The organism is Microthrixaceae bacterium (genome assembly GCA_016702505.1).
GTDB lineage: Bacteria > Actinomycetota > Acidimicrobiia > Acidimicrobiales > Iamiaceae > Aquihabitans.
Genome location: JADJDU010000030.1, coordinates 299,476 through 319,675, shown reverse-complemented (window position 1 = coordinate 319,675; position 20,200 = coordinate 299,476). Strand labels below are relative to the sequence as shown.

General features: G+C 67.7%; 16 protein-coding genes and 2 pseudogenes. 11 read left to right on the top strand and 7 right to left on the bottom strand.

Translation table 11 applies throughout. The features are described from left to right. The 3 genes from IPG97_18640 to IPG97_18630 all read left to right on the top strand — a co-directional run bounded on the left by IPG97_18640 (window position 1) and on the right by IPG97_18630 (window position 2,412). Window positions 1-810 carry a TIGR03084 family protein gene (locus IPG97_18640; GenBank protein MBK6858505.1) on the top strand — a complete coding sequence of 270 codons (810 nt, stop codon included), beginning with the start codon at window positions 1-3 and terminating at the stop codon, window positions 808-810. A gap of 111 nt (window positions 811-921) precedes the next feature. Beyond that, window positions 922-1,116 (top strand): hypothetical protein, encoded by a 195-nt coding sequence (locus tag IPG97_18635; GenBank protein MBK6858504.1) that lies wholly within the window; start codon window positions 922-924, stop codon window positions 1,114-1,116. A 78-nt stretch (window positions 1,117-1,194) separates the two neighbouring features. Then, complete coding sequence (locus IPG97_18630) at window positions 1,195-2,412, top strand: pyridoxal phosphate-dependent aminotransferase (GenBank protein ID MBK6858503.1); 1,218 nt, start codon at window positions 1,195-1,197, stop codon at window positions 2,410-2,412. 38 nt (window positions 2,413-2,450) lie between these two features. Here the strand turns inward: IPG97_18630 and IPG97_18625 are convergent, their stop codons facing one another. After that, window positions 2,451-4,973, bottom strand: coding sequence for a DUF3516 domain-containing protein (locus IPG97_18625; GenBank protein ID MBK6858502.1), 2,523 nt, complete (start codon window positions 4,971-4,973; stop codon window positions 2,451-2,453). Window positions 4,974-5,102: 129 nt separating this feature from the next. On the opposite strand from IPG97_18625, the gene IPG97_18620 reads away from it, so the two are divergent. The 5 genes from IPG97_18620 to IPG97_18600 all read left to right on the top strand — a co-directional run bounded on the left by IPG97_18620 (window position 5,103) and on the right by IPG97_18600 (window position 7,858). Further along, window positions 5,103-5,705, top strand: a complete 603-nt coding sequence (locus IPG97_18620) for a hypothetical protein (GenBank protein MBK6858501.1) — start codon at window positions 5,103-5,105, stop codon at window positions 5,703-5,705. Between the two features lie 67 nt (window positions 5,706-5,772). Further along, on the top strand, window positions 5,773-6,486 hold the full coding sequence (locus tag IPG97_18615) for a hypothetical protein (GenBank protein MBK6858500.1): 714 nt from the start codon (window positions 5,773-5,775) through the stop codon (window positions 6,484-6,486). 147 nt (window positions 6,487-6,633) lie between these two features. Beyond that, a complete protein-coding gene (locus IPG97_18610; protein ID MBK6858499.1) occupies window positions 6,634-7,047 on the top strand; it encodes a hypothetical protein in 414 nt (137 codons plus the stop codon). Between the two features lie 215 nt (window positions 7,048-7,262). Next, the gene (locus IPG97_18605) at window positions 7,263-7,487 is read left to right on the top strand and encodes a type II toxin-antitoxin system Phd/YefM family antitoxin (GenBank protein ID MBK6858498.1); all 225 of its coding nucleotides are present in this window, start codon (window positions 7,263-7,265) and stop codon (window positions 7,485-7,487) included. After that, complete coding sequence (locus tag IPG97_18600) at window positions 7,475-7,858, top strand: type II toxin-antitoxin system VapC family toxin (GenBank protein MBK6858497.1); 384 nt, start codon at window positions 7,475-7,477, stop codon at window positions 7,856-7,858. Before IPG97_18605 ends, IPG97_18600 begins: the two co-directional genes overlap by 13 nt. Before the next feature lie 62 nt (window positions 7,859-7,920). Here the strand turns inward: IPG97_18600 and IPG97_18595 are convergent, their stop codons facing one another. The 4 genes and pseudogenes from IPG97_18595 to IPG97_18580 all read right to left on the bottom strand — a co-directional run bounded on the left by IPG97_18595 (window position 7,921) and on the right by IPG97_18580 (window position 14,101). Continuing rightward, window positions 7,921-8,889 carry a 1-acyl-sn-glycerol-3-phosphate acyltransferase gene (locus IPG97_18595; GenBank protein ID MBK6858496.1) on the bottom strand — a complete coding sequence of 323 codons (969 nt, stop codon included), beginning with the start codon at window positions 8,887-8,889 and terminating at the stop codon, window positions 7,921-7,923. A gap of 10 nt (window positions 8,890-8,899) precedes the next feature. Continuing rightward, window positions 8,900-10,491, bottom strand: a pseudogene (locus IPG97_18590) (DUF2088 domain-containing protein). A 79-nt stretch (window positions 10,492-10,570) separates the two neighbouring features. Then, a pseudogene (locus tag IPG97_18585) lies at window positions 10,571-11,733 on the bottom strand (zinc-binding dehydrogenase). Between the two features lie 10 nt (window positions 11,734-11,743). Then, a complete protein-coding gene (locus tag IPG97_18580; GenBank protein ID MBK6858495.1) occupies window positions 11,744-14,101 on the bottom strand; it encodes an HAD-IB family hydrolase in 2,358 nt (785 codons plus the stop codon). A 21-nt stretch (window positions 14,102-14,122) separates the two neighbouring features. Here IPG97_18580 and IPG97_18575 point away from each other — a divergent pair, with 21 nt between their 5' ends. Further along, on the top strand, window positions 14,123-14,881 hold the full coding sequence (locus tag IPG97_18575) for a TetR/AcrR family transcriptional regulator (protein ID MBK6858494.1): 759 nt from the start codon (window positions 14,123-14,125) through the stop codon (window positions 14,879-14,881). An 18-nt stretch (window positions 14,882-14,899) separates the two neighbouring features. Here IPG97_18575 and IPG97_18570 read toward each other — a convergent pair whose 3' ends face one another. Beyond that, entirely contained in the window at window positions 14,900-16,054 is a 1,155-nt protein-coding gene (locus IPG97_18570) for a D-alanine--D-alanine ligase (protein ID MBK6858493.1), read from the bottom strand. A 94-nt stretch (window positions 16,055-16,148) separates the two neighbouring features. On the opposite strand from IPG97_18570, the gene IPG97_18565 reads away from it, so the two are divergent. Continuing rightward, window positions 16,149-17,468 (top strand): UDP-N-acetylmuramoyl-tripeptide--D-alanyl-D-alanine ligase, encoded by a 1,320-nt coding sequence (locus tag IPG97_18565; GenBank protein ID MBK6858492.1) that lies wholly within the window; start codon window positions 16,149-16,151, stop codon window positions 17,466-17,468. Window positions 17,469-17,575: 107 nt separating this feature from the next. Here IPG97_18565 and IPG97_18560 read toward each other — a convergent pair whose 3' ends face one another. Further along, window positions 17,576-18,841 carry an MFS transporter gene (locus tag IPG97_18560; protein ID MBK6858491.1) on the bottom strand — a complete coding sequence of 422 codons (1,266 nt, stop codon included), beginning with the start codon at window positions 18,839-18,841 and terminating at the stop codon, window positions 17,576-17,578. Between the two features lie 210 nt (window positions 18,842-19,051). On the opposite strand from IPG97_18560, the gene IPG97_18555 reads away from it, so the two are divergent. Next, window positions 19,052-20,182: a hydroxyacid dehydrogenase gene (locus IPG97_18555; GenBank protein ID MBK6858490.1), complete on the top strand. Its 1,131-nt coding sequence runs from the start codon at window positions 19,052-19,054 to the stop codon at window positions 20,180-20,182. Window positions 20,183-20,200: the final 18 nt, after the last annotated feature.

Here is a 20,200-nt window from a genome sequence, read left to right as displayed (position 1 = left end):
ATGGACCTCGACCGACTGCTGGACGATCTGGTTGCCGAGAGCGATGCCCTCGACGCGCTCGTCGCCGAACGACTCGACGCGTGGGACCGACCGACCCCAGCGCCAGGCTGGACCGTGGCCCATCAGATAGCCCACCTGGCCTGGACGGACCGGGCCGCGGTGCTGGCCGCTACCGACCCCGCCGACTTCGGGGCCCTCCTGGATCGAGCCATGCACGACCCCGATGGATTTGTGGACGCTGAAGCCGAGGCCTGGGCGGCTCCGGCCCTGGCCGACCAAGGCGGTGTCGATGCCCTGATCGAGACCTGGCGAGCGGGTCGTGGTGAGCTCATCGATGCGCTGGGGCAGGTCGCACCCGGTGGGCGGCTGCCCTGGTTTGGGCCCCCGATGGGTGCTGCGTCCATGGCCACGGCCCGGCTCATGGAGACCTGGGCCCACGGCCAAGACATCGCCGACACCTTCGCTGTCACCCGCCAAGCCACTGATCGACTCCGTCATGTGGCCCACATCGCGGTGCGGGCCCGAGGTTTCGCCTACTCGGTACACGGCGAGGTGGCTCCCGACGAGGACATCACGGTGATTCTTCACGGACCCGATGGGCAGCAGTGGGTGTGGGGTGACCCGTCGGCCCTCCAGCGGATCGAAGGGCCAGCCCTGGACTTCTGCCTGCTCGCCACCCGGCGTCGTCACCGCAATGACGTCGTGGTGACCGCCACCGGCCCCGATGCGCGGCGGTGGCTGGACATCATCCAGGCCTTTGCCGGACCTCCCGGTCCCGGACGGAGCGCTACGGGCGCAGTATCGGCCTGATCGTCACAGAACTTGAACAGAACATCCATGGATTCCTGCGACGCGTGCACTACGATCGGTGCACTCACGGCCCACTCGGGTCACACCGTTGGCACTTAGGGAGGCGAAGCGATGGAACACCCCGAGGATCTCACCACCGAACAGTTCAGCAGGGCGCTCGACCAGCACTGGGCCTCGGCTCCCAGCGGCGGCACCGATCTGCTGTCTCGCATGCGCGACTCCATCGCCAGCATCGACACCGCATCAGACAAGCCCAAGATGACCAAAGAAGAGTTCTTGGCCGAGCTGGCCCAGGGTCGGCGCTGAGCCTCCACTCCCTCGTCTCTGCGGTGAGTGCAGAGAACCGGTGCCACGGTCTGGACCGCCGTGGACCAACATGGCCTAGTGCGTGAACTAACCCAGGCCAGCAAGCTTCAGGGCGTCGTCTATGAGATCCGGGGGCCGGCCAACGCCCAGGCCGCCCGGCTCGAGGCCGAGGGCCACCAGATCATCAAGCTGAACATCGGTAACCCAGCCGTGTACGGCTTCGAGGCCCCCGAAGCGATCCTGCGAGACGTGTTGGCCGCGCTGCCCGAGGCGTCGGGCTACACGGAGTCACGGGGCATCGTGTCGGCCCGCCGAGCAGTGGTGAGCCGATATGATCTGGTACCTGGCTTCCCCGACCTGGATGTGGACGACGTCTACCTGGGCAACGGCGTGTCCGAGCTGATCATGCTCACCATGCAGGCCCTCCTCGACGACGGTGACGAGGTCTTGATCCCCGCGCCCGACTATCCGCTGTGGACCGCGGCCGTGAGCCTGGCCGGTGGCACTCCGGTCCACTATCGCTGCGACGAGAACGACGGCTGGAACCCCGACCTGGCCGACATGGCCGCCAAGGTCAGCGCTCGCACCAAGGCCGTCCTGGTCATCAACCCCAACAACCCGACCGGTGCCGTCTACAGCCCGGAGGTATTGGCTGGTGTGGCTGAGCTGGCTCGCGAGCACGAGCTTTTGCTGCTGGCCGATGAGATCTACGACCGGATCCTCTATGACGGAGCTTCCCACACATCGGTGGCCTCGCTGGCTCCAGACCAGCTGTGCATCACATACAACGGGCTGTCCAAGACCTACCGGGTGGCGGGATACCGGTCGGGGTGGATGGCCATCACCGGACCCAAGAACCATGCCCAGGGATTCCTCGACGGCATCGACCTGTTGGCGTCATCGAGGTTGTGCCCCAACGCCCCTGCGCAGCACGCCATTCAGGCTGCCCTAGGCGGCCAGCAGTCCATCGAGGGTCTCATCGGTCCGGCCGGCCGACTGCTCGAGCAGCGTGACACTGCTGTCGAGGCCCTGTCTGAGATCCCCGGTGTCAGCTGTGTGGTCCCCAAGGGGGCGCTGTACGTCTTCCCCCGCCTCGACCCCGAGGTCCACGAGATCCACGACGACTCCCAGATGGTCCTCGATCTGTTGTTGCAGGAGAAGATCCTGGTGGTCCAAGGCACCGGCTTCAACTGGCCCGAGCCCGACCACCTGCGCATCGTCACCCTGCCCTGGGCCCGAGACCTGAAGGTGGCCATAGAACGCCTGGGCAACTTCCTGTCCAGCTACCGCCAATAGCTCTGGTCCTCTGGCATGTCGGTCAGGCGGTCAGGCGGTCAGTCGGTCAGTCTGTCGACCGACACCATGGCGATGACGGCTTCGCCTTCCTCGTCGGAGCGAGCCAGGTCGACGGTGGCCACCAGAGCCCAGTCGTGGTCGCCGTCCGGGTCGCACAGCGTCTGACGTAGCAACCAGATCCCGGGCTGCTCGGTGATGGCGAGGTGGACGGGGTTGCGGGCGTCGGCGTCGATGCCGATCGAAGAGTGCTCGGCCGAGAACGGCGCCAGCGCTTCGGACCAGCGCTGGGGTGTCCAGCCCTCGTCGCCGTCGAGGTCGCCAAGGGCATCCCAACGCCTGAGTGCGGCCAGCTCCACCCGTTGGAACATGGCGTTGCGGACCAGAACCGCGAAAGCTCGGCGGTTGGCCGTGAGCGGCGGCGGCACGTGGTCCACCGGAGGTGTCAGCTCGACCCCATCTGGTGGATGGCTCAGCGCCTCCCACTCGTCGAGGAGGCTGGAGTCGACCTGGCGGACCAGCTCTCCCAGCCACTCGGTCAGGTCCACCAACTCGTCGGTCTTGGTGTCCTCGGGCACGGTCTTGACCAGGGTGCGGTAGGCGTCGGTCAAATAGCGCAGAAGTGCGCCCTCGGCCCGGGCGATCTGGTGGAAGCGCACGTAGTCAGCGAAGCCCATGGCCCGCTCCCACATCTCCCGCACCACGGCTTTGGGTGACAGCGGAGACTCCGCCACCCAGGGGTGGCGGCCTCGGTAGACCTCGAACATCGGCTCCAGCAGCTCGGCCAGGGGTCGGGGATGGGTGACCGACTCCAGCTCGGCCATGCGCTGGTCGTAGTCGAGTCCATCGGCCTTCATCCGGCTCACCGCCTCGCCCCGGGCCTTCGACACCTGCGAGGAGATGACCGGTCGCGGATCTTCCAGGACTGCTTCGATCACCGACACCACGTCGAGGGCCCAGGTCGGGGACTCGGGATCGAGCAGATCGAGAGCGGCCAGGGCGAAGGGGGCCAGTGGCTGGTTGAGGGCGAAGTCGGCCTGGAGGTCGATCGTCACCCGCACCGTCCGACCCCGGTCGTCGGGATCAGCCAGCTCCTCCACGATTCCGCCATCGACAAGGGCCTGCTCGATCTCGGCCGCCCGAACCAGATGTCGAGCCCGGTTGGTTTCGGTGTCGTGGTTGTCCGACAGCAGTTGGTGGAGCGCTCCTCGACCGTCACCGGGCCGGTCCAGCACGTTTAGAACCATCGAGTGGGTCACGGTCAGCGGCGCACCGAGGGGTTCGGGGGCGGCGCCGACCAGGCGGGTGAAGGTGGGTTCGGCCCAGCTCACCGTGCCCTCCGGTGGCTTCTTCTTGGGTTGACGACGGACCTTGGTTGGATCACCGCCGGCTTTGGCCAGCGCCTTGGCCGCGGAGCGGGCGTTGTCGATCACGTGTTGGGGGGCCATGACCACGACCCGCCCCGAGGTGTCGAACCCGGCTCGGCCGGCCCGGCCGCTGATCTGGTGGAACTCCCGGGCGCTGAGGAGCCGCACCTGGGTTCCGTCGAACTTCGAAAGCGAGGTGAGCACCACGGTGCGGATCGGCACGTTGATGCCGACGCCAAGGGTGTCGGTGCCACAGATCACCTTGAGCAACCCAGCCTGGGCCAGACGTTCGACGAGGCGCCGGTAACGGGGGAGCATCCCGGCGTGGTGGACGCCGATTCCGTTGCGGACGAATCGGCTGAGAACCTTCCCGAACCCGGCCGAGAAGCGGAACGCTCCGATCTCAGCGGCGATCGCCTCCTTCTCCTCGCGGGTGGCGAGCTTCAGGCTCATCAACGATTGGGCTTGGTCGATGGCCCCTGCCTGGGTGAAGTGAACGAGGTAGATGGGGGCCTGGTCGGTGGCCAGCAACTCGTCGAGGACCTCGGGTAGCGGGTCCATCCTGAACTCGTGGTGTAGGGGCACCGGTCTGGTCGCCGACCTGACCACCGTCACCGGTCGTGCACTTCGGCGGAACAGGTCGACCTCGAAGCGGGTGGTGTCGCCCAGGGTGGCCGACAGCAGGATCTGCTGGGCCCGGTTGAGCTCCAGCAGGGGAACTTGCCAGGCCCAGCCCCGGTCGGGGTCGGCGATGAAGTGGAACTCGTCCATCACCACCTGACCGACGTCGGCCCGATTGCCTTCCCGCAGGGCCATGTTGGCCAGGACCTCGGCGGTACAGCAGATGATTGGGGCCTCGTGGTTCACGGCCGCGTCGCCGGTGAGCATCCCGACCCGGGCCGGGCCGAAGGTGCGGGACAGTTCGAAGAACTTCTCCGACACCAGGGCCTTGATGGGGGCGGTGTAGAAGCTGCGCTCACCCCGGGCCATGGCGACGGTGTGGGCGGCGGCGGCGATCAGGCTCTTGCCCGAGCCGGTGGGGGTGTTCACGATCACGTGATCACCAGACGCCACGGCCAGAAGTGCTTCCTCCTGGTGGGGGTAAAGCTCGAGGTTCAGATCTGCGGCCCACTCCAAGAAGAGGTCGACGGCGGCGTCTACTCCGGGCTTGTCGCCCAGCCGGTCTCCCAGGTTCATCGACTCACCGTTCACGACCACAGCGCTCCGATGGTAGGGCGCGGTGCGGGCAGCCGGTCCGGGGTTGACGGTAAGAGGTCTCGGGCGCACCGTGACTACGGGGGGGCCGGACCATTCAGGGGTGTTGAGATGTTCGTTCAGGTGATCGAAAGCCATACCGACCAGCCCGACCGGGTGGCAGCGCTTGTAGATCGTTGGGAGCGCGACCTGCGGCCAGGGGCGCACGGTTACATCGGCTCGACCGGTGGCGTCGCCAGCGATGGTCGGTTCGTGGTCATGGCTCGGTTCGTGGATCGAGATGCGGCACAGGCCAACGCCGCCCGGCCCGAGCAGTCGGCTTGGTGGACGGAGATGGAAGCGTGCCTCGACGGCAATGTCACCTTCCACGAGACCGACGACGTGGTCGAAATGCGCAACGGCGACGCCCAGAAGGCGGGCTTCGTGCAGGTGATGGAAGGCCACGTCACCGACCGTGACCGCGCCGTGGCGTTGGAGCACGAGATGGAAGATCTGCTGCCCGAGCTCCGGCCGGACCTGCTCGGTACCACCACCGCCTACTTCTCCGACGGTGCCTATGCCGCGGTGGCCTACTTCTCCAGCGAGAACGAGGCGCGGCGGCGAGAGAAGGACGCCATGCCCGACTCTCTGGCCCGCCAGTTCGAGGAGTGGACCAGGCTCCAGACCGTCGACGAGTACATCGATCTAACCCAGCCGATCCTGATCAGGGCCTGACCGTTTGAGGTCGCCTCGTGGGGCCCGGACGACGGACGTGGTCGGCGTGTCGACCTAACCTCGACCGGTGACCGCTGACCCCAGCTCTGATCCTTCCGGGGCCGAGGTCGGCACCCACAACCGCGATCTGCACCGATATGAGCAGATCGAGACCGGCGATACGGTCTGGTTGATCGACCGAGAGTTCGTGACCTCCAACTGGGCCTGCATCTGGGGTCGGGGATGTCTGGGAATATTGGCCGAACCGGCACCGGAGCTGAACCAGGGATGCTGTTCGGTGGGTGCACATCTCGACGGAGAGGAGGAGGCGGCGACGGTTTCGGGTCTGGCCGCCACCCTTGATCCGGCCCGATTCCAGTTCCATCGGACCGCCGCCGAGGGTGGGGTCTTCGCCGATGAGACCAGGACCTTCACCCGGGTGGTGGACGGGGCCTGTGTGTTCCTCAACCGGCCGGGCTTCACCGGTGGTGAGGGCTGTGCCCTGCACATCGCGGCCGTCGACGACGGCGAGTCACCCTTGGATTGGAAGCCGTCGGTGTGTTGGCAACTGCCCGTTAAGGTCGACTGGGTCGACCGGCCCGATGGTCGAGAGCAGGCCACCGTGCGGGCTTGGTCTCGGGCCGACTGGGGTGACGACGGCGACCCCATGCACTGGTGTTGTACCGAAGGGGAGTTGGCCTATGTGGGCGATGAGCCGGTGATCGACTCGTTGGCTCCCGCCCTGGAACGAATCCTCGGCCCCGAGGTCCACGTGGAACTGCGCCGACGTCTTGCTCGGTAGCTGCGGTCAGCAGTCCACCGCGATTGCCATCGTTTGGCAGATGTCATGAATCCGGGCATCGCTGAGTCGGCCTAGGCGGGTGGTGCTCCGGGGGGTCCGACTACGGCGACGACGGAGAGCTGGTTGGTGCCCGGTATTGTCGCCGAGATGTTCAGGCGTGGGCGTTTCCTCGGAGGGCTGCTGGTGGCTGCGGGGCTGATCCCCGCCGTGCTGGGGCTGACCGGGTGTGGGGCCGACGTACCCGGTCGTGGCGAACTGGTCCAGGCGTTCGAGGACTCGGGCCTGTCGCCTGATCTGTCGCGTTGTGTCAGCGATGCGCTGTTGAAGAACCTGCCCGACGAGGACCTGATACGTCTGGTCGAGGGCGGCCAGGGGTCGGGACCTCGTGACGACCCCGACCGAGACGACGACCCCTACGACCTGACCCGCGCCGCTCTGACCAAGTGCCAGGAACAGGACCGCACCACCACCACCACCATTACGTCGTCGGCACCGAGGTCTTCGACTACGGCACCCACAGGGTCAGACATCTCGGATTCGACGTCGACCACCACCCAGTAGCCAAAGCTCCGACGGTGTCCGCTCTGGTGATTTCGTCGGGAACACATTCGTGTTGACGGTGCAGTGCGACCTCGCCGCGCCCGGGGATGAGGCCAAGCCATCCCCCGTCGACCTCCTCGGCCGACTTCTTGGCATGCCTTCCATAATCCACACCCGAACACACCAGGAGGCGTACGTACGCGCTGCTATCGCACGTACGTGCTATTCTCGTACCTATGGCCATAACCGCCTCCAAGCTGCGTGCGAACGTGTACCGGATCCTCGATGAGGTACTGGCCACGGGGCAGCCGGTGGAGATCATTCGTGGCGGACGAACGCTGCGGATCGTGCCCGATGAGGAACCCACGTCACGGCTCGACCGGATTAGGGCGCTCGGGGTCATCATCGGGGACCCCGACGACCTCGTCCACAGCGACTGGTCGGACGCGTGGCGACCCTGACCCACCTGGACACACATGTCGTGGTGTGGCTCGTCACCGGTGAGCACGCAAGGCTTTCCGAGAGTGCCAGGGACATGATTGAAGAGGACTGCTTGGAGGTCTCTCCTATGGTCGGGCTCGAGCTCACCTACCTGTGCGAGGTTGGGCGGCTCGAGATCGATCCTGCTGAGATCCTGTCGGAGCTACGCAGGTCCATCGACCTGCGTGAGTGTGACGAGCCGTTCGGGAACGTCGCCTCGATCGCCCGCGGTCTTTCCTGGACTCGTGACCCCTTTGACCGGCTGATCGTCGCTCAGGCGGTAGCGGCCGGAGCGCGTCTAGTCACCCGAGACGACACGATCCGGCACCACTTCTCCTACGCCTGCTGGTGACACCGGGAGTGGGCTCGCCGATGGCACCCGGTGACTCCTCCGCCGACTGATCGGCGGGTTGGTCAGAGCTCGGGCCAAGCCTTGGTGGTGGTTCGGGGCCGCTTGCGTTGAGCGGACAAGGCCCACGCCTTGCGCCAAGCGCCCTCGGTGGGTGCACCCAGCACCGGGGTCTCACCGGCGGCGGCTCGGCGCCTAGCTGAGTACCAGTCGGTGGTCGCCTCGTCGGCCAAGGCCGCCACCGCCCGCTCCAGGCGGTCGGCCAGCGTCTGGGACCGCTCGCCCTCACCGGGGATCAACGGTTTGCCGAAGGTGACGACGGTGCGGCCCGGCTTCGGCCGGTTCTTGCCCTTGGGCGGGATCCTGCCGGTGCCGGCCAGGTGTACGGGCACGATCGGGACGCCGCAGCGGATCGACAGGTAGGCGGCGCCACCTCTAAAGGGTTGGCCCCAGCCGTCGGGGGAGCGTCCGCCCTCGGGGAAGATCACCATGGACCAGCCCCGGTCGATCAGCTCGGCGGCCTGTTCAGCGGATCGGCGGTTGACCTTGGTGCGCTCGATGGGGATGGCGTTCAGCACCAGGGCCGAGGCCGTGGCCTTGATCTTCGAATCGAAGAAGTAGTCCGCCGCCGCGGCCGCGAAGACCTGGTGGCGGTGGGGCTCGGGAAGCGAGGTGATCAGCAGGCCAGCGTCGAGGTGGCTGTGGTGGTTGGCCGCGAAGATGACCGGTCCGTCCAGGTCGGCCAGGCGGTCGAGCCCGCGACGCTCAGGCTGGGCGAGACCGGCGACCACGGCACGCAGGACGCCTTCGGTGAGCAAGTACCGGCCGTAGCGGGCCGGCATCCGGCGGGCCCAGTCCGAGTCGTAGTGGGCGCCGAGGTTCTTCGGGTCCCGTCGCGGTTCAACGGTGAGGGGAACGGTCGGGGGCGCATATGGGAACGACGCCTTTGACACCAGGTCGCGGGGCCGAGGCACCTTCCGAACCGTGTCTTCGTAGGCGGCGGCCAGCTTCTCCAGACCCTTGCGGTCGGCCATCGTCTGGTCCCTACTTGACGTCCGCCATTACCAGTGGCGGGTTCTTGTAGTGGGTGATGGAAGCTCCCGGCCCGACCACGTCCTCGGCCATCTCCAGGGCATCTTGGAGGGTGGAGGCGGCCTTGAAACCAAGGCGCTTGACCGCCCGGGTGTCGCCACCGACCACGATCACCCGACCCAGGTGTTGAAGGGCGTGGCTGCCCCAGTACCACATGTAGAACGGGTGGACGCCGTGGTAGGCGTAGCTGGTCCGGTACAGGTGGCGGTACCACTCGTCCTCGGCGAACTGCTTCTCCCAGCGCTCCTCGATCAGCTTGGGGTCGGTGGTCTCGGCCAGCACCTGCTCGAAGAAGTCGATGTAGCTGGGGTGGTGAACCGGGTGGAACTCCCACGGCGTGGGGTGGGTCATGATCAGCACGCCGCCCTCACGGACCAGCGGCTTGCCCCGGTACATGTTGAAGAAGTAGCCGAGCCCGAGGCACATCACCAGGATCGGGTTCATGATCGAGTTGACGTTGTACGGGCAGATGTAGGGGAGGCCCATGGTCAAGATGTCGGTCTGGCCTTCGACCTCGACGAGGTGCTGGTCGAAGCAGTGGGTGAGGGTGCGCTCGTGCACGGGCTCGATGGCACCGGCGGTCACCGAGGTGACACCGTAGGGGGCGCGGTGGTTCTGGAAGATCTTGCGACGGGTCGGGCTGGACAGCCGCTTGAGACCCTGCTGCATGCCGATGAAGCTCACCCGGTCCCGGGTGGTCCATTCCCACTCCCGCTTGGCCAGCACCGACATGGGGCCGTCCTGGCCGAAGGTGTCGGTGTTGATGGTGGTCTCGATCTGGAACACCTTCACCCCGGCGTCGGCGATGACAGCGCCCATCCGCCAGTTGGAGTGGTGGAGTTCGGAGTTGTGGCGGTCCATGAAGCTGCGGGAGTGCTGCATGGTGTGCACGTTGTGGTGGTGCTTGATGGAGCGGTAGCTGGCCAGGCCGGTGGCAGTGGACTTGTGGCCGCCGTCCATGGACACGATGTTGATGTTCACGTAGATCAACAGGTCCGACTCGGCGGCCCGCTTGTTGATCTCGACCTCTTCGCCGTGCTTGGTGGTGCCCAGGAACGCCAGGTTGTCGGGGTCCTCGGCGTCGTGGTTGTACAGGGCTCCCGACGGGGCGAAGGCGTCGTACACCCGGTCACCGACCGCTTCGCGCAGCTCGGCCTCGGTCATGCGCCGGTGCAGCGCCAGCGCGGCGATGAGGTGGACGTCGTCGACTCCGGCCGAGGCGGCCAGGTCGAGGACCTGTTCGATGACCCGCTGGCGGATGTCGGGCCGCTTCATGGGCGGCAGCGGCAGTGAGATGTCGTCGAAGGCGATGGTGAGCTTCATGCCCGCCTTGAGCAGGGCCGGTAGCGGCTCCATGTCGAGGGGGTTGTGGAGGGCGTGGTGGATCTCGGCTTCCACGTCGTCGAGCGCGCCAGGGGCTCACCGGGGTAGATCACCCGGCTGCGGCCGGCGGGCAACTTCTCGAGGCGGAAGCCCTCGCCGTGGTGGAACAGGATCGGCGGGGTCGACTTGTCTACGTCGAGGACGAAACCGGGGCGGGGCATCAGCGATGGTCCTTGGTGCGGGCGGGGTGGGGGGGGGGGGGGGGGGGGGGGGCCCCGCCCGCGGGGGGGCCTGTCGAAGGTCGAACGCCACCTTGACCGCACCTCGTGGGCCGGCGGTGGCGGCGTGGTCGATGGCCTCGCGGTAGCGGGCCAGGGATAGGCGGCGCTGACCAGGCGAGTGAGATCAGCGTCGACCACCACGGCCAACGCTGCTTCGAAATCGGCTCGCGTGTAGGCGTAGCAGCCTCGGATGGCGGTCTCACGGTGCCAAAGGGTGGTGAGGTCGAGGCTGGTATGGCCGGGCATGCCCACCACCAGTACCTCGCCGCCGGGGGCTACCACCTGTAGGGCTTGGGCGAGGCTCGCGTCGGTGCCGACGCAGTCGACCACCAGGTCGACACCATCGGTGAGCTGGCCCTCGCCCGGTGGCGCCGTCAGCCTCACCGATCACCCAGGACCGGTGAGCGAACGGACCACCCGTCCCAGCTCGCCCGGGGCGACGACCAGATCGGCACCGAGGCTGGCGGCCAGGTCCTTTTGGTGGGGGTACTTGCCGGTGGCCACGATGCGCTCGACCGAGGCACCGCTGGTGGGGTGGCGCAGGGCGGCGATGGTGAGCAGGCCCAGGGTGCCGGTGCCGATGACGGCCACGGTGCCGAGCGGTCCGAGGGCACCCACCCGCCGGGCGGCGTGCACGGCGCAGGCCGTGGGCTCCACCATCACTGCGGCCTCATCGGCCATGTGATCGGGGATGGGCAGGATCTGGCTGGGGTGGGCGACCATCTCCGCTGACCAACCGCCGCCGGTCGATTCGCAGAACCCGCTTTGCAGACCCGGTTCGAGGTGGCCGAAGGCCAAGCGTCCACAGTGGTTGGTCCGACCCTGGGCACAGGCCCGGCACGGGGGATCGATGCCGCGGGTGACACAGGACAGCACCGGGATCAGCACCGCCCGGGTGCCGTCGTCCAGGTCGCCGACCACCTCGTGGCCGGGAGTGAACGGGAAAGACACGATGGGTTCGAAGTAGCGACTGGAATGGCCGTCGATGGTGGCCAGGTCCGAGCCGCAGATGCCGGCCAGGCGGGGACGCAGGCGTACCCACTCCGGCGTGGGCAGGTCGGGCTCGTTCACGTCGCGCAGGCTGAGCGGACCGATCGATGCGCCCGAACCGGCCCGGAGCCGACCGGCCACGGCCGCCGCGGCGTAGCGGGCAGGTTTGCGGTGGAAGCGGATCGCCTTCATCGGGTGACCTTCATCGGGGAGCGGGCCGGTTCACGGTGCGGCGCGGCGCCAGCGGAACGGGGTTGGGTCGAAAGCCGGGGGCCTTGGACCACTGTTCGATCAGCCAGCCTCGCTTGCGGGCCAGGCTGGCAAGGCGGGTCTCGGGGTTGACCGCCACCGGGAAGCCGACGACTTCGAGCATGGGCAGGTCGTTGGACGAGTCGGCGTAGGCCACGGCTTCGTCCAGGTTCAGGTCGTGGAGTTTGGCGTAGTCGAACAAGGCCGAAGCCCGGCTCTCACCGGTGGGGGGCACGTCGACCATCTGCCCGAGGTAGCGACCGTCGTCGCCGACGGCGAGTGACGCCGAGACGATGTCGTCGAAGAGGGGACGTAGGGGTTCAACGACGAAGTCGAGAGCGCCGGTGATGAGCACGGTGCGATGTCCGAGGGCCCGGTGCTCGCGGACTCGGCGGATGGCGGCGGGGAAGCTCTTGGTCAAGATGAGCTGGGACAGCATCTCGGCGGAGTCTTCGCGGATCTGTTCCACGGGAGCGCCCTCGTAGCGCCGGTAGAACTGGCGGAGGAAGTCGCTGCGGTCGGCCCGGTCCATGCGCAACAGGCCGGGGGCTTCGCCGAGCAGCTTGGCGGTGAGGCGGAGCTTGTCGTCCCGGTCGAGTCGGCGGCTGGCCAGCCAGGCGTAGCTGGTGACCACGTTGGAGGCGATGAGGGTGTTCTCCAGGTCGAAGGCGGCGAGCTGGCGGTCCGGGGAAAGGACCTGACGGCGCAATCGGTCCGAGCGTGACTCGCCTCGACCCTTGCGGCCGTCAGTGCGGACCCGGGCGTGTTCGACCACCGAGGGCAGGTGGATCTGGTGGACGTAATGATCCCAGTCGACCACCCGGGGATCCATGCAGAAGGTGTCGGCGTCGGTTCCAGCGAGCGATCCCTGAAGGGCCAGTAGTCGGTCCACCCCGTAGATGGCTTCACACGAGGTGTAGGCGCCGTAGAGCTCGACGTAGGTGAGCGCACGCGACACCGTGTCTCGCTGCTCTTCGACCTTGGCCGACCATTCGGCCTGCTTGCCTCGCAGGGGCAGCGCCCCGATCAGCTTCTCGGTCCGGTCCAAGGCGGACTTGGCCCGTTCCAGCTGACCCTGAACCTTGTTGCGTGTGGTGTAACCCCAGTCGGGCACGGCGATGGGCTGGCCCTCGGCGTCATACAGCGGGTGTTCGGCGAACCAGCTCTGCACCAGGTCGACGAGGCGCTCGTACTTGAGGGGGTTGGCCGAACCCGATGCCACCTGGGTGATGTCGGGGGAGCCGTCGGCGTTGGCCGGGCCCCGGGCCGCCACCCCGATGATGGCCCCGACCACAAGGTCGACAGGGATCACGTCCACAGTGCCCTCGGGCACGCCGGGGAACTCCTTGAGCAGACCCCGGGCGTAGGAGATGATCACCGGCTCGGCCATACGGAAGCCGCGGATCCAGCCCGGCACCGGCTCGGCCCACGCCGATTCGATGATGGCGGGGCGGACCACCGAAACCGGCACCGCACCCCGGTTCTGGCCCAGGGCCTGCTCGCCGAGCGCCTTGGTCATGGCGTAGGCGTCGGGCCACCCCAGCGATGCGGCCCGGGCCCGGCCGGCGTCGACCAGTTGGGCCTTCACCCAGTCGGCCCGGTGCTGTTCGGACTTGGCGGCCAGCAGGGGAGTGCCGGCGCCGCCCAACTCGTTGCGGGCCTGGTCCATGAACCGGGCCAGCTGTTCGGGACGGCGACTGGCCGCTTCGGCGTCGGCGCGCAGCCGCCGGGCGCCGTCGACCTCTCGCTGCCAGTTGATGTCGGAGATCCAGAACGGGCTGTCGTCCACGGGGATCTCGGGGGCGGCGCCACGACGGTTGCCAGCCACGTAGCAGGTGGACACGGCCACCAGGTGGGGGGTGACCCCGAGGTCGCCGAGGGTTCGGGCGATGCGGGTCGGACCCATGAGGTTGACCTCGACGGCCAGGTCCAGTGGCGAGTCGAAGCTGACGGTGGCCGCCGAGTGGATGACGATGTCACAGGTGGCTAGCACGGCCCGCCCGGCATCGGTCAGGCCCAGGCCGTCGGTGCCGACGTCGCCTTCGATGACCTGAACCCGCCGGGCTACCTCGGCGTCGAAGGCATCCTTGCCGCCCAGTTCGGTGCGGATCCGGTCGAAGCAGTTGTTCTTGAAGATCTCGCGGGCGGCGCGCTGTTCCACGTTGCGCATGCGTCCGGCCCGGATCAACAGGACCAGTTCGCAGTCGGGCACCGAGCGCAGGAGTCGTTCGACCAGCGCGGTCCCGAGGAAGCCGGTGGATCCGGTGACGGCGATGCGTTTTCCGGCGAGGTCGTCGGCGATCACCCCCATTGTCTACCAAATGGTAGAGAGATGTGCGAGCATTGTGGGGTGGTGGACCGGACCCGGACCGACGAGGCGGTCGAGGATGCCGGGTCGTCAGGGCCTCGCTCTGGCCCGGCGCGACGCAACAGCGCGCTTCGGGTGGCCGACGGGTCCGGTGAGCGCCCTCGATCGGACACCTCCGAGCGGATCTTGGCCGCCGCACTGTCTCGTTTTGCCGAGCGCGGAGTGGAAGCGACGTCTCTGGATTCCCTGGCGGCCGACATCGGGGTGCGCAAACAGACGATCCTCTACTGGTTCCCGTCCAAGGACCGGCTGTTGGAATCGGTCATCGACCACGCCGTGGACGAGTTGGGCACCTACCTCTCCGAGGCGGTAGCGGCCGAACCGGGCTCCTTCGAACGGCGGGTGGCCGCCGCCGTGGACGCCACCTTCCGCCTGGGTCGTTCCCGGCCCGAGCTGCTGGCGCTGCTGCGAGAGGTGGCCAGGGTCGGGCCGACCGCACTCGGCTACCTCCGCCAGGCCTTGGATCCTTTGCTCGACACCGCGGTCCACTCGATCGGTGGCGCTCAGGGTGGTGGTAGGGCAAGCGACGAACAGGCACGTCGCGCGCTGCTGGCGGCCGGATCGCGGGTCGTGGGGCTGGCGACCGAGGCCGAGATCCGGGCCGCGGTGGGTCTGCCTCCCGATCTGGTGTGGCTGCGCAACCGGCGAAGCGCGCTGATCTCCGAGGTCACCGCCGCTCTAGGGTCCCCGCGGATAGGTCCGGTCGTCGTCGCTGCGAGGTGACCGTTCCCCTGTGTCGGGTCAGTGGGGTAGGCGGTGGCGGGTTCGGTGTTGGTGGCGGGCCAAGGCCAGGTCGATCAACTTGTCCAACAGGGCCCCGTAGTTCAACCCGGCCGCAGCCCACAGCGAAGGGAACATGGAGTACGGCGTGAACCCGGGCATGGTGTTGATCTCGTTGAACAACAGCCCGCGGCCCGGCCTGCCGTCGCCGCGCTGCTCTTCGTAGAAGAAGTCGACGCGGGCCAGGCCGTCACATCGCAATGCCTTGTAGGCCTCCACCGCCAGTCGGCGGGCCTCCTCGGCGACCTCGACGGGCAGATCGGCGGGGACCACCATCTCGGCGGCGCCGTCGAGGTACTTGTCCTCGTAGTCGTAGAAATCGTGGGTGGGAACGATCTCCCCCACGACCGACGCCTTCGGCTCGTGGTTGCCGATCACGCCTACTTCGACCTCACGGGCCGATACCGCCGCTTCGATCACCACCCACTCATCGAGGGAGGTCGCCGTCTGCACGGCCGCTGCCAGCTCAGCGGGGTCGGTGGCTCGGGAAACCCCGACCGAGGAGCCCATGTTGGCGGGCTTCACGAAAACCGGCCACCCCAACTCGGCACCCACTCGTTGGACCAACTCGTCGAACCCGCTGGACTCGGGCGACACCTCGATGTCTCGCACGGCCAGATGGGCCACGATCGGCAGTCCGGCCGCGGCCGCCACCGTCTTGGCCATGGCCTTGTCCATGTTGAGGGCCGAACCGAGCACCCCAGATCCGACATAGGCGACGTCGAGCAGTTCGAGCAGGCCCTGAACGGTGCCGTCCTCTCCTCTCGGTCCGTGAAGGACCGGCAGGACGACGACAGGGCGGCCGTCGGTCTCGGTCAGCACTGGCCTGGGATCGAGCTCGACCCCATCGCCGTCGTCATCGTTGTCGTCGGCGCTGATGGGGTCGCCGAGAGAAGCGGGCAGCGAGGCCGGTAGCACCCGTTCGTCGGAACGTAGCGCCCGTTCCAGCGACCGCGACCGCATCCACCGCCCGTCACGGGTGATGGCCACCGCATCGATCTCGTACCGATCAGGGTCCAGCGCCGCCAGCACATGGGCGGCGGAGATACATGAGATCTCGTGCTCGGCGGACTGGCCGCCGTAGAGCACCACGAGCCGGACAGGAGCTACAGCCATGGGCGCCGATTGTAAGGAGCCTGACGATCCTCCCTGCGCTTCGCCGGGACGTCGAGGCTGAGACGGGTGGGATTGGCCCGGTAGCGTCTGATCGGTGCGACTGACCACCTCCGACATCGCTGCGGCACTCGACGGCGAGGTGTTCGGTCGGGAGACGTCCGTGGACGGGGCGAGCATCGACAGCCGGACCATCGGAGACGGTCAACTGTTCGTACCGATCGTGGCCGACCGTGACGGTCACGACTTCATCGGTGCTGCTCTCGCCGGCGGCGCCGCGGCCTACCTGACCAACGGCCCGATCGAAGCAGCCACCGCGGTGCGCTGCGAAGACACGTCGCAGGCGCTCACCGCGCTGGGGCGCCTGGCACGAACCCGGCTGGCGGGTGAGGTGATCGGCGTTACCGGAAGCGTGGGCAAGACCTCGCTCAAGGACCTGCTCCGGTCGGTGGCGGGAACTACCTGGTCCACCCACGCCGGAATCGGATCGTTCAACAACGAGATGGGCGTTCCCCTCACCTTGCTCGGTTCCCCCGACGGCACCGAGGTGACGGTGGTGGAGATGGGGGCACGAGGCATCGGCCACATCGCCGACCTCTGCACCGTGGCCAGGCCCACCGTCGGAGTCGTGACCGTGGTGGCCGGGGCCCACATGGAGCAGTTCGGTTCCTTGGCCGCGGTGGCCATGGCCAAGGGCGAGTTGGTCGAGGCGATCCCGGAATCTGGTCTCGCCGTGCTCAACGCCGATGACGAGTTGGTGGCGGCGATGGCGGCACGCAGTCAGGCCCGGGTGCTCACTTTCGGGCGTATCCGTGGTGAGGTGCGCGCCGAACGGGTGAGGCTGGGCGACGACCTGCGAGCCAGATTCCACCTCGCCAGCCCTTGGGGCGACGCCACGGTGCAGATGGCTGTGGCCGGGGAGCACCAGATCACCAACGCCCTCGGGGCGGCCGCGGCAGCGTTGGGCCTGGGAGCAGAACCCGAAGCGGTGGCCGAGGGACTGGCTCGGGCTGTCTTGTCCGGAGGGCGAATGCACCTGCGCACCGCCCCTGACGGAACCCGGGTGCTCGACGACTCCTACAACGCCAACCCCACGTCGATGGCAGCCGCCCTTCGGGCACTGGCCGCGCTCCCAGCCCAACGTCGGGTGGCGGTGTTGGGCACCATGGCCGAACTGGGGTCGGTCGCTGAAGCCGATCACGAGGCAACGGCAGCGCTGGCCCAGGAGTTGGGTCTGGAGGTGATCTCGGTGGCCGAGCCCCGCTACGCGAACGTGGAGGTCGCCGCGCCCGACGTGGCTGGTGCGGCCGCGGCGGTCCGATCCCACGGGCCGACGGGGCCAGACACCGCGGTGTTGGTGAAGGCCAGTCGTTCGGCCGGCCTGGAGCGGGTGGTGGCCCTACTGCTGGAGCACTGACCCGGCCTCAGGAGGCGAGCGGACAGACGAGCCGACCTATGAACACGGCGTGGCTAGACCGAGGCGGAGCCACGGTCTGATCAACCTCGCAGCGACGACGGCCGGACCTATCCGCTAGGACCCTCAGCGGGGTGAGGCTGATAGTCCATGGTGGCGGCCAGGGCCACGGCCACCGCGGCTCCGACCGCGATCATGGCCATGATGCTGGTGCGTTCGAGGAACCATCCGCCCAGCAGGCCACCAAAGGGAACGGTGCCGCCAAAGCCCATGATCCACAACGCCATCACCTTGCCTCGAACCGCGTCGTCGAGGTCCTGTTGGAGGACGGTGGACAGGGAGGTGATGACCGCGAAGTAGACGCCACCGAGCAGAAGGATCACCGCGAACGCTGGAGCCGGACTGCGCAGGGATCCGAACGTCACCAACATCACGGCGAAGCCGATGAGGCCAAAGCGGGTAACCCGAGCCATCGACGAACCGGCAAACACAGTTCCGATGGACAGTGCACCCACCACGGCACCCAGGCCGAAGCAGGCGTAGAGCGCGCCGTAACTGCCGCTGCGGGCTTCGATGCCCAAGTTCACCGCGGCGATCTCGGGCATCTGGGTGATGAAGGGAAGGCTCAGGAACGAGAACGTGAAGATCGTCGCCAAGCACTGGCCCACCACCCGGTCGGTGCGGGCCACCCGCACGCCTTCGAGGAGCCGGTGTAGGCCTTGGGCCCCCGTGGATGGCGGTTCGGGAAGTGGTACCCGCAAGATCGTCGCCACGATGGCGGCGAAGCTGGCGGCGTTGACCAGGAACACCCACGAGGCGCCGAAGCGGACGAAGATCACCGACCCGATGGCGGGCCCGACGATGCGAGAGGCGTTCATCTGCACCGAGTTGAGCGAGATGGCGCCAGACAGGTCCTCTCTGGGTACCAACACCGGGACCACGGCGCTGAACACCGGGGCATAGAGGGCGTTGCCGATCCCGATGCACAACACCACCAAGACCAGCAGCGCCTTGTTGGGCTGGTCGGGCACGGCGACCAACGCCAGCAGAACCGAGAAGATCGCCTGTTGGATGCTGAGGGTTAGCAGCACCTTCTTGCGGTCGAAGGCGTCGGCCAGCATGCCGCCCACCATCGAGAACACCAGTAGTGGTCCCAGTTGAGCGGCGGTCATGATGCCCACGAACACCGCCGAGCGGGTCAGGTCATAGGCCAGTGCCCCCAAGACCACGTTCTGCATCCAGGTTCCGATGTTGGAGGCGAACGCCCCCAGGTAGATGGTGCGAAACGTCCGGTGGGAGAACGCCGATCTCGCTGTGCCCGGCACCGGGCCACGACGCCCGCTCTCAGATGGAGCGATCACATCGGGTCCGGGCACCTGCCGAGCGTACGGCCGAACCCTGTGGGCGGCGACATCTGTTCCCACGTTCTCGGGACACTTCGCCGACACCCTTACCCCGAACCCCGAACCCCCGACCTCGATCGCTTGATCCAAGTCGAACGGGTGAGCGATGTCGGACCTCTCAGTGCCGTCGAGTATCGGTGGCAGCGGCGATGAGTTATGGAGGTCGGCGGTACGGTCAGGGTGGTGGCAACCGAACCGCGTCAGCCTGGTCCCGATCCCGATCCCGATCCCGTCGACGGCGCCCGGCCTGAGCCGGTCCCGGGCACCGCAACGTCTGATGACTGGAACCTGTCGACCGGTAGGCCGGACCCGGCCGGGCTGGCGGTGGCCGTGGCTCCCCGCTCGGCGCCGTGGATCGATGGCGCTGTCACGTCGGCCGGTGCCCGCCTGGCTCCGCTCGATGCCGCATCGGCACTGGTGTGGACGGCACCCGACCAACCCGACGAGCTGGAAGCGGTCCTCCGGAATGCTGAGAGCATTGACTGGGTGCAGCTGCCGTGGGCGGGGATAGACCCCTACGTCGAGCTGATCCGGCGCCGGAACGAGCTGGTGTGGACCTGTGCCAAGGGCGTCTACTCAGATCCGGTCGCCGAGCACGCCCTGGCTCTTCTGCTGGCCGGGTTCCGCCACCTCGGTGGCTACGCCCGGGCTACCGAATGGGGACGACCGGAAGGTCGCAACCTGTTCGGAGCTCGCGTCACCATCGTCGGTGGCGGGGGTATTGCCCGCGTCCTCGTCGACCTGCTGGCCCCGTTCCGGTGCCAGATCACCGTGGTCCGCCGCTCTCCTGGAGTGCCGGTGGACTCAGCGGGAGCGGGAAGCGGTTGGAATTCGGGGGAGTCGGGGGAGTTGGACGAGACCGGTGGTGGGCCAGCGCTTCGGTCCCGCGGAAGGGTGCGGGAGGTGTCGACGGATCAGCTGGCCGACGCCTTGGATGGCGCCGAGGCCGTGGTGTTGGCCCTGCCCTTGCTGGCAGAGACCAGAGGGATGATCGGTGCCGAAGAACTGGCCCGACTGGCACCAGGTGCCTGGCTGGTGAACGTGGCCCGCGGGGAACACATCGACACCGATGCCCTGGTGGCTGCTCTCGACTCCGGTCATCTCGGTGGGGCGGCGTTGGATGTGACCGATCCCGAACCGTTGCCTACAGGTCATCGGTTGTGGGGACGGGGCAACGTGATCATCACCCCGCACACGGCGAACACCCCCGAGATGGCCCGCCCTCTGCTGTCGGAGCGCATCTCGACCAACGTGGCCAACCGGATCGCCGGCCGTGACCTCGTCGGCGTGATCAGACCGGACCTCGGCTACTGACCTGCCGGCGACGGTCCA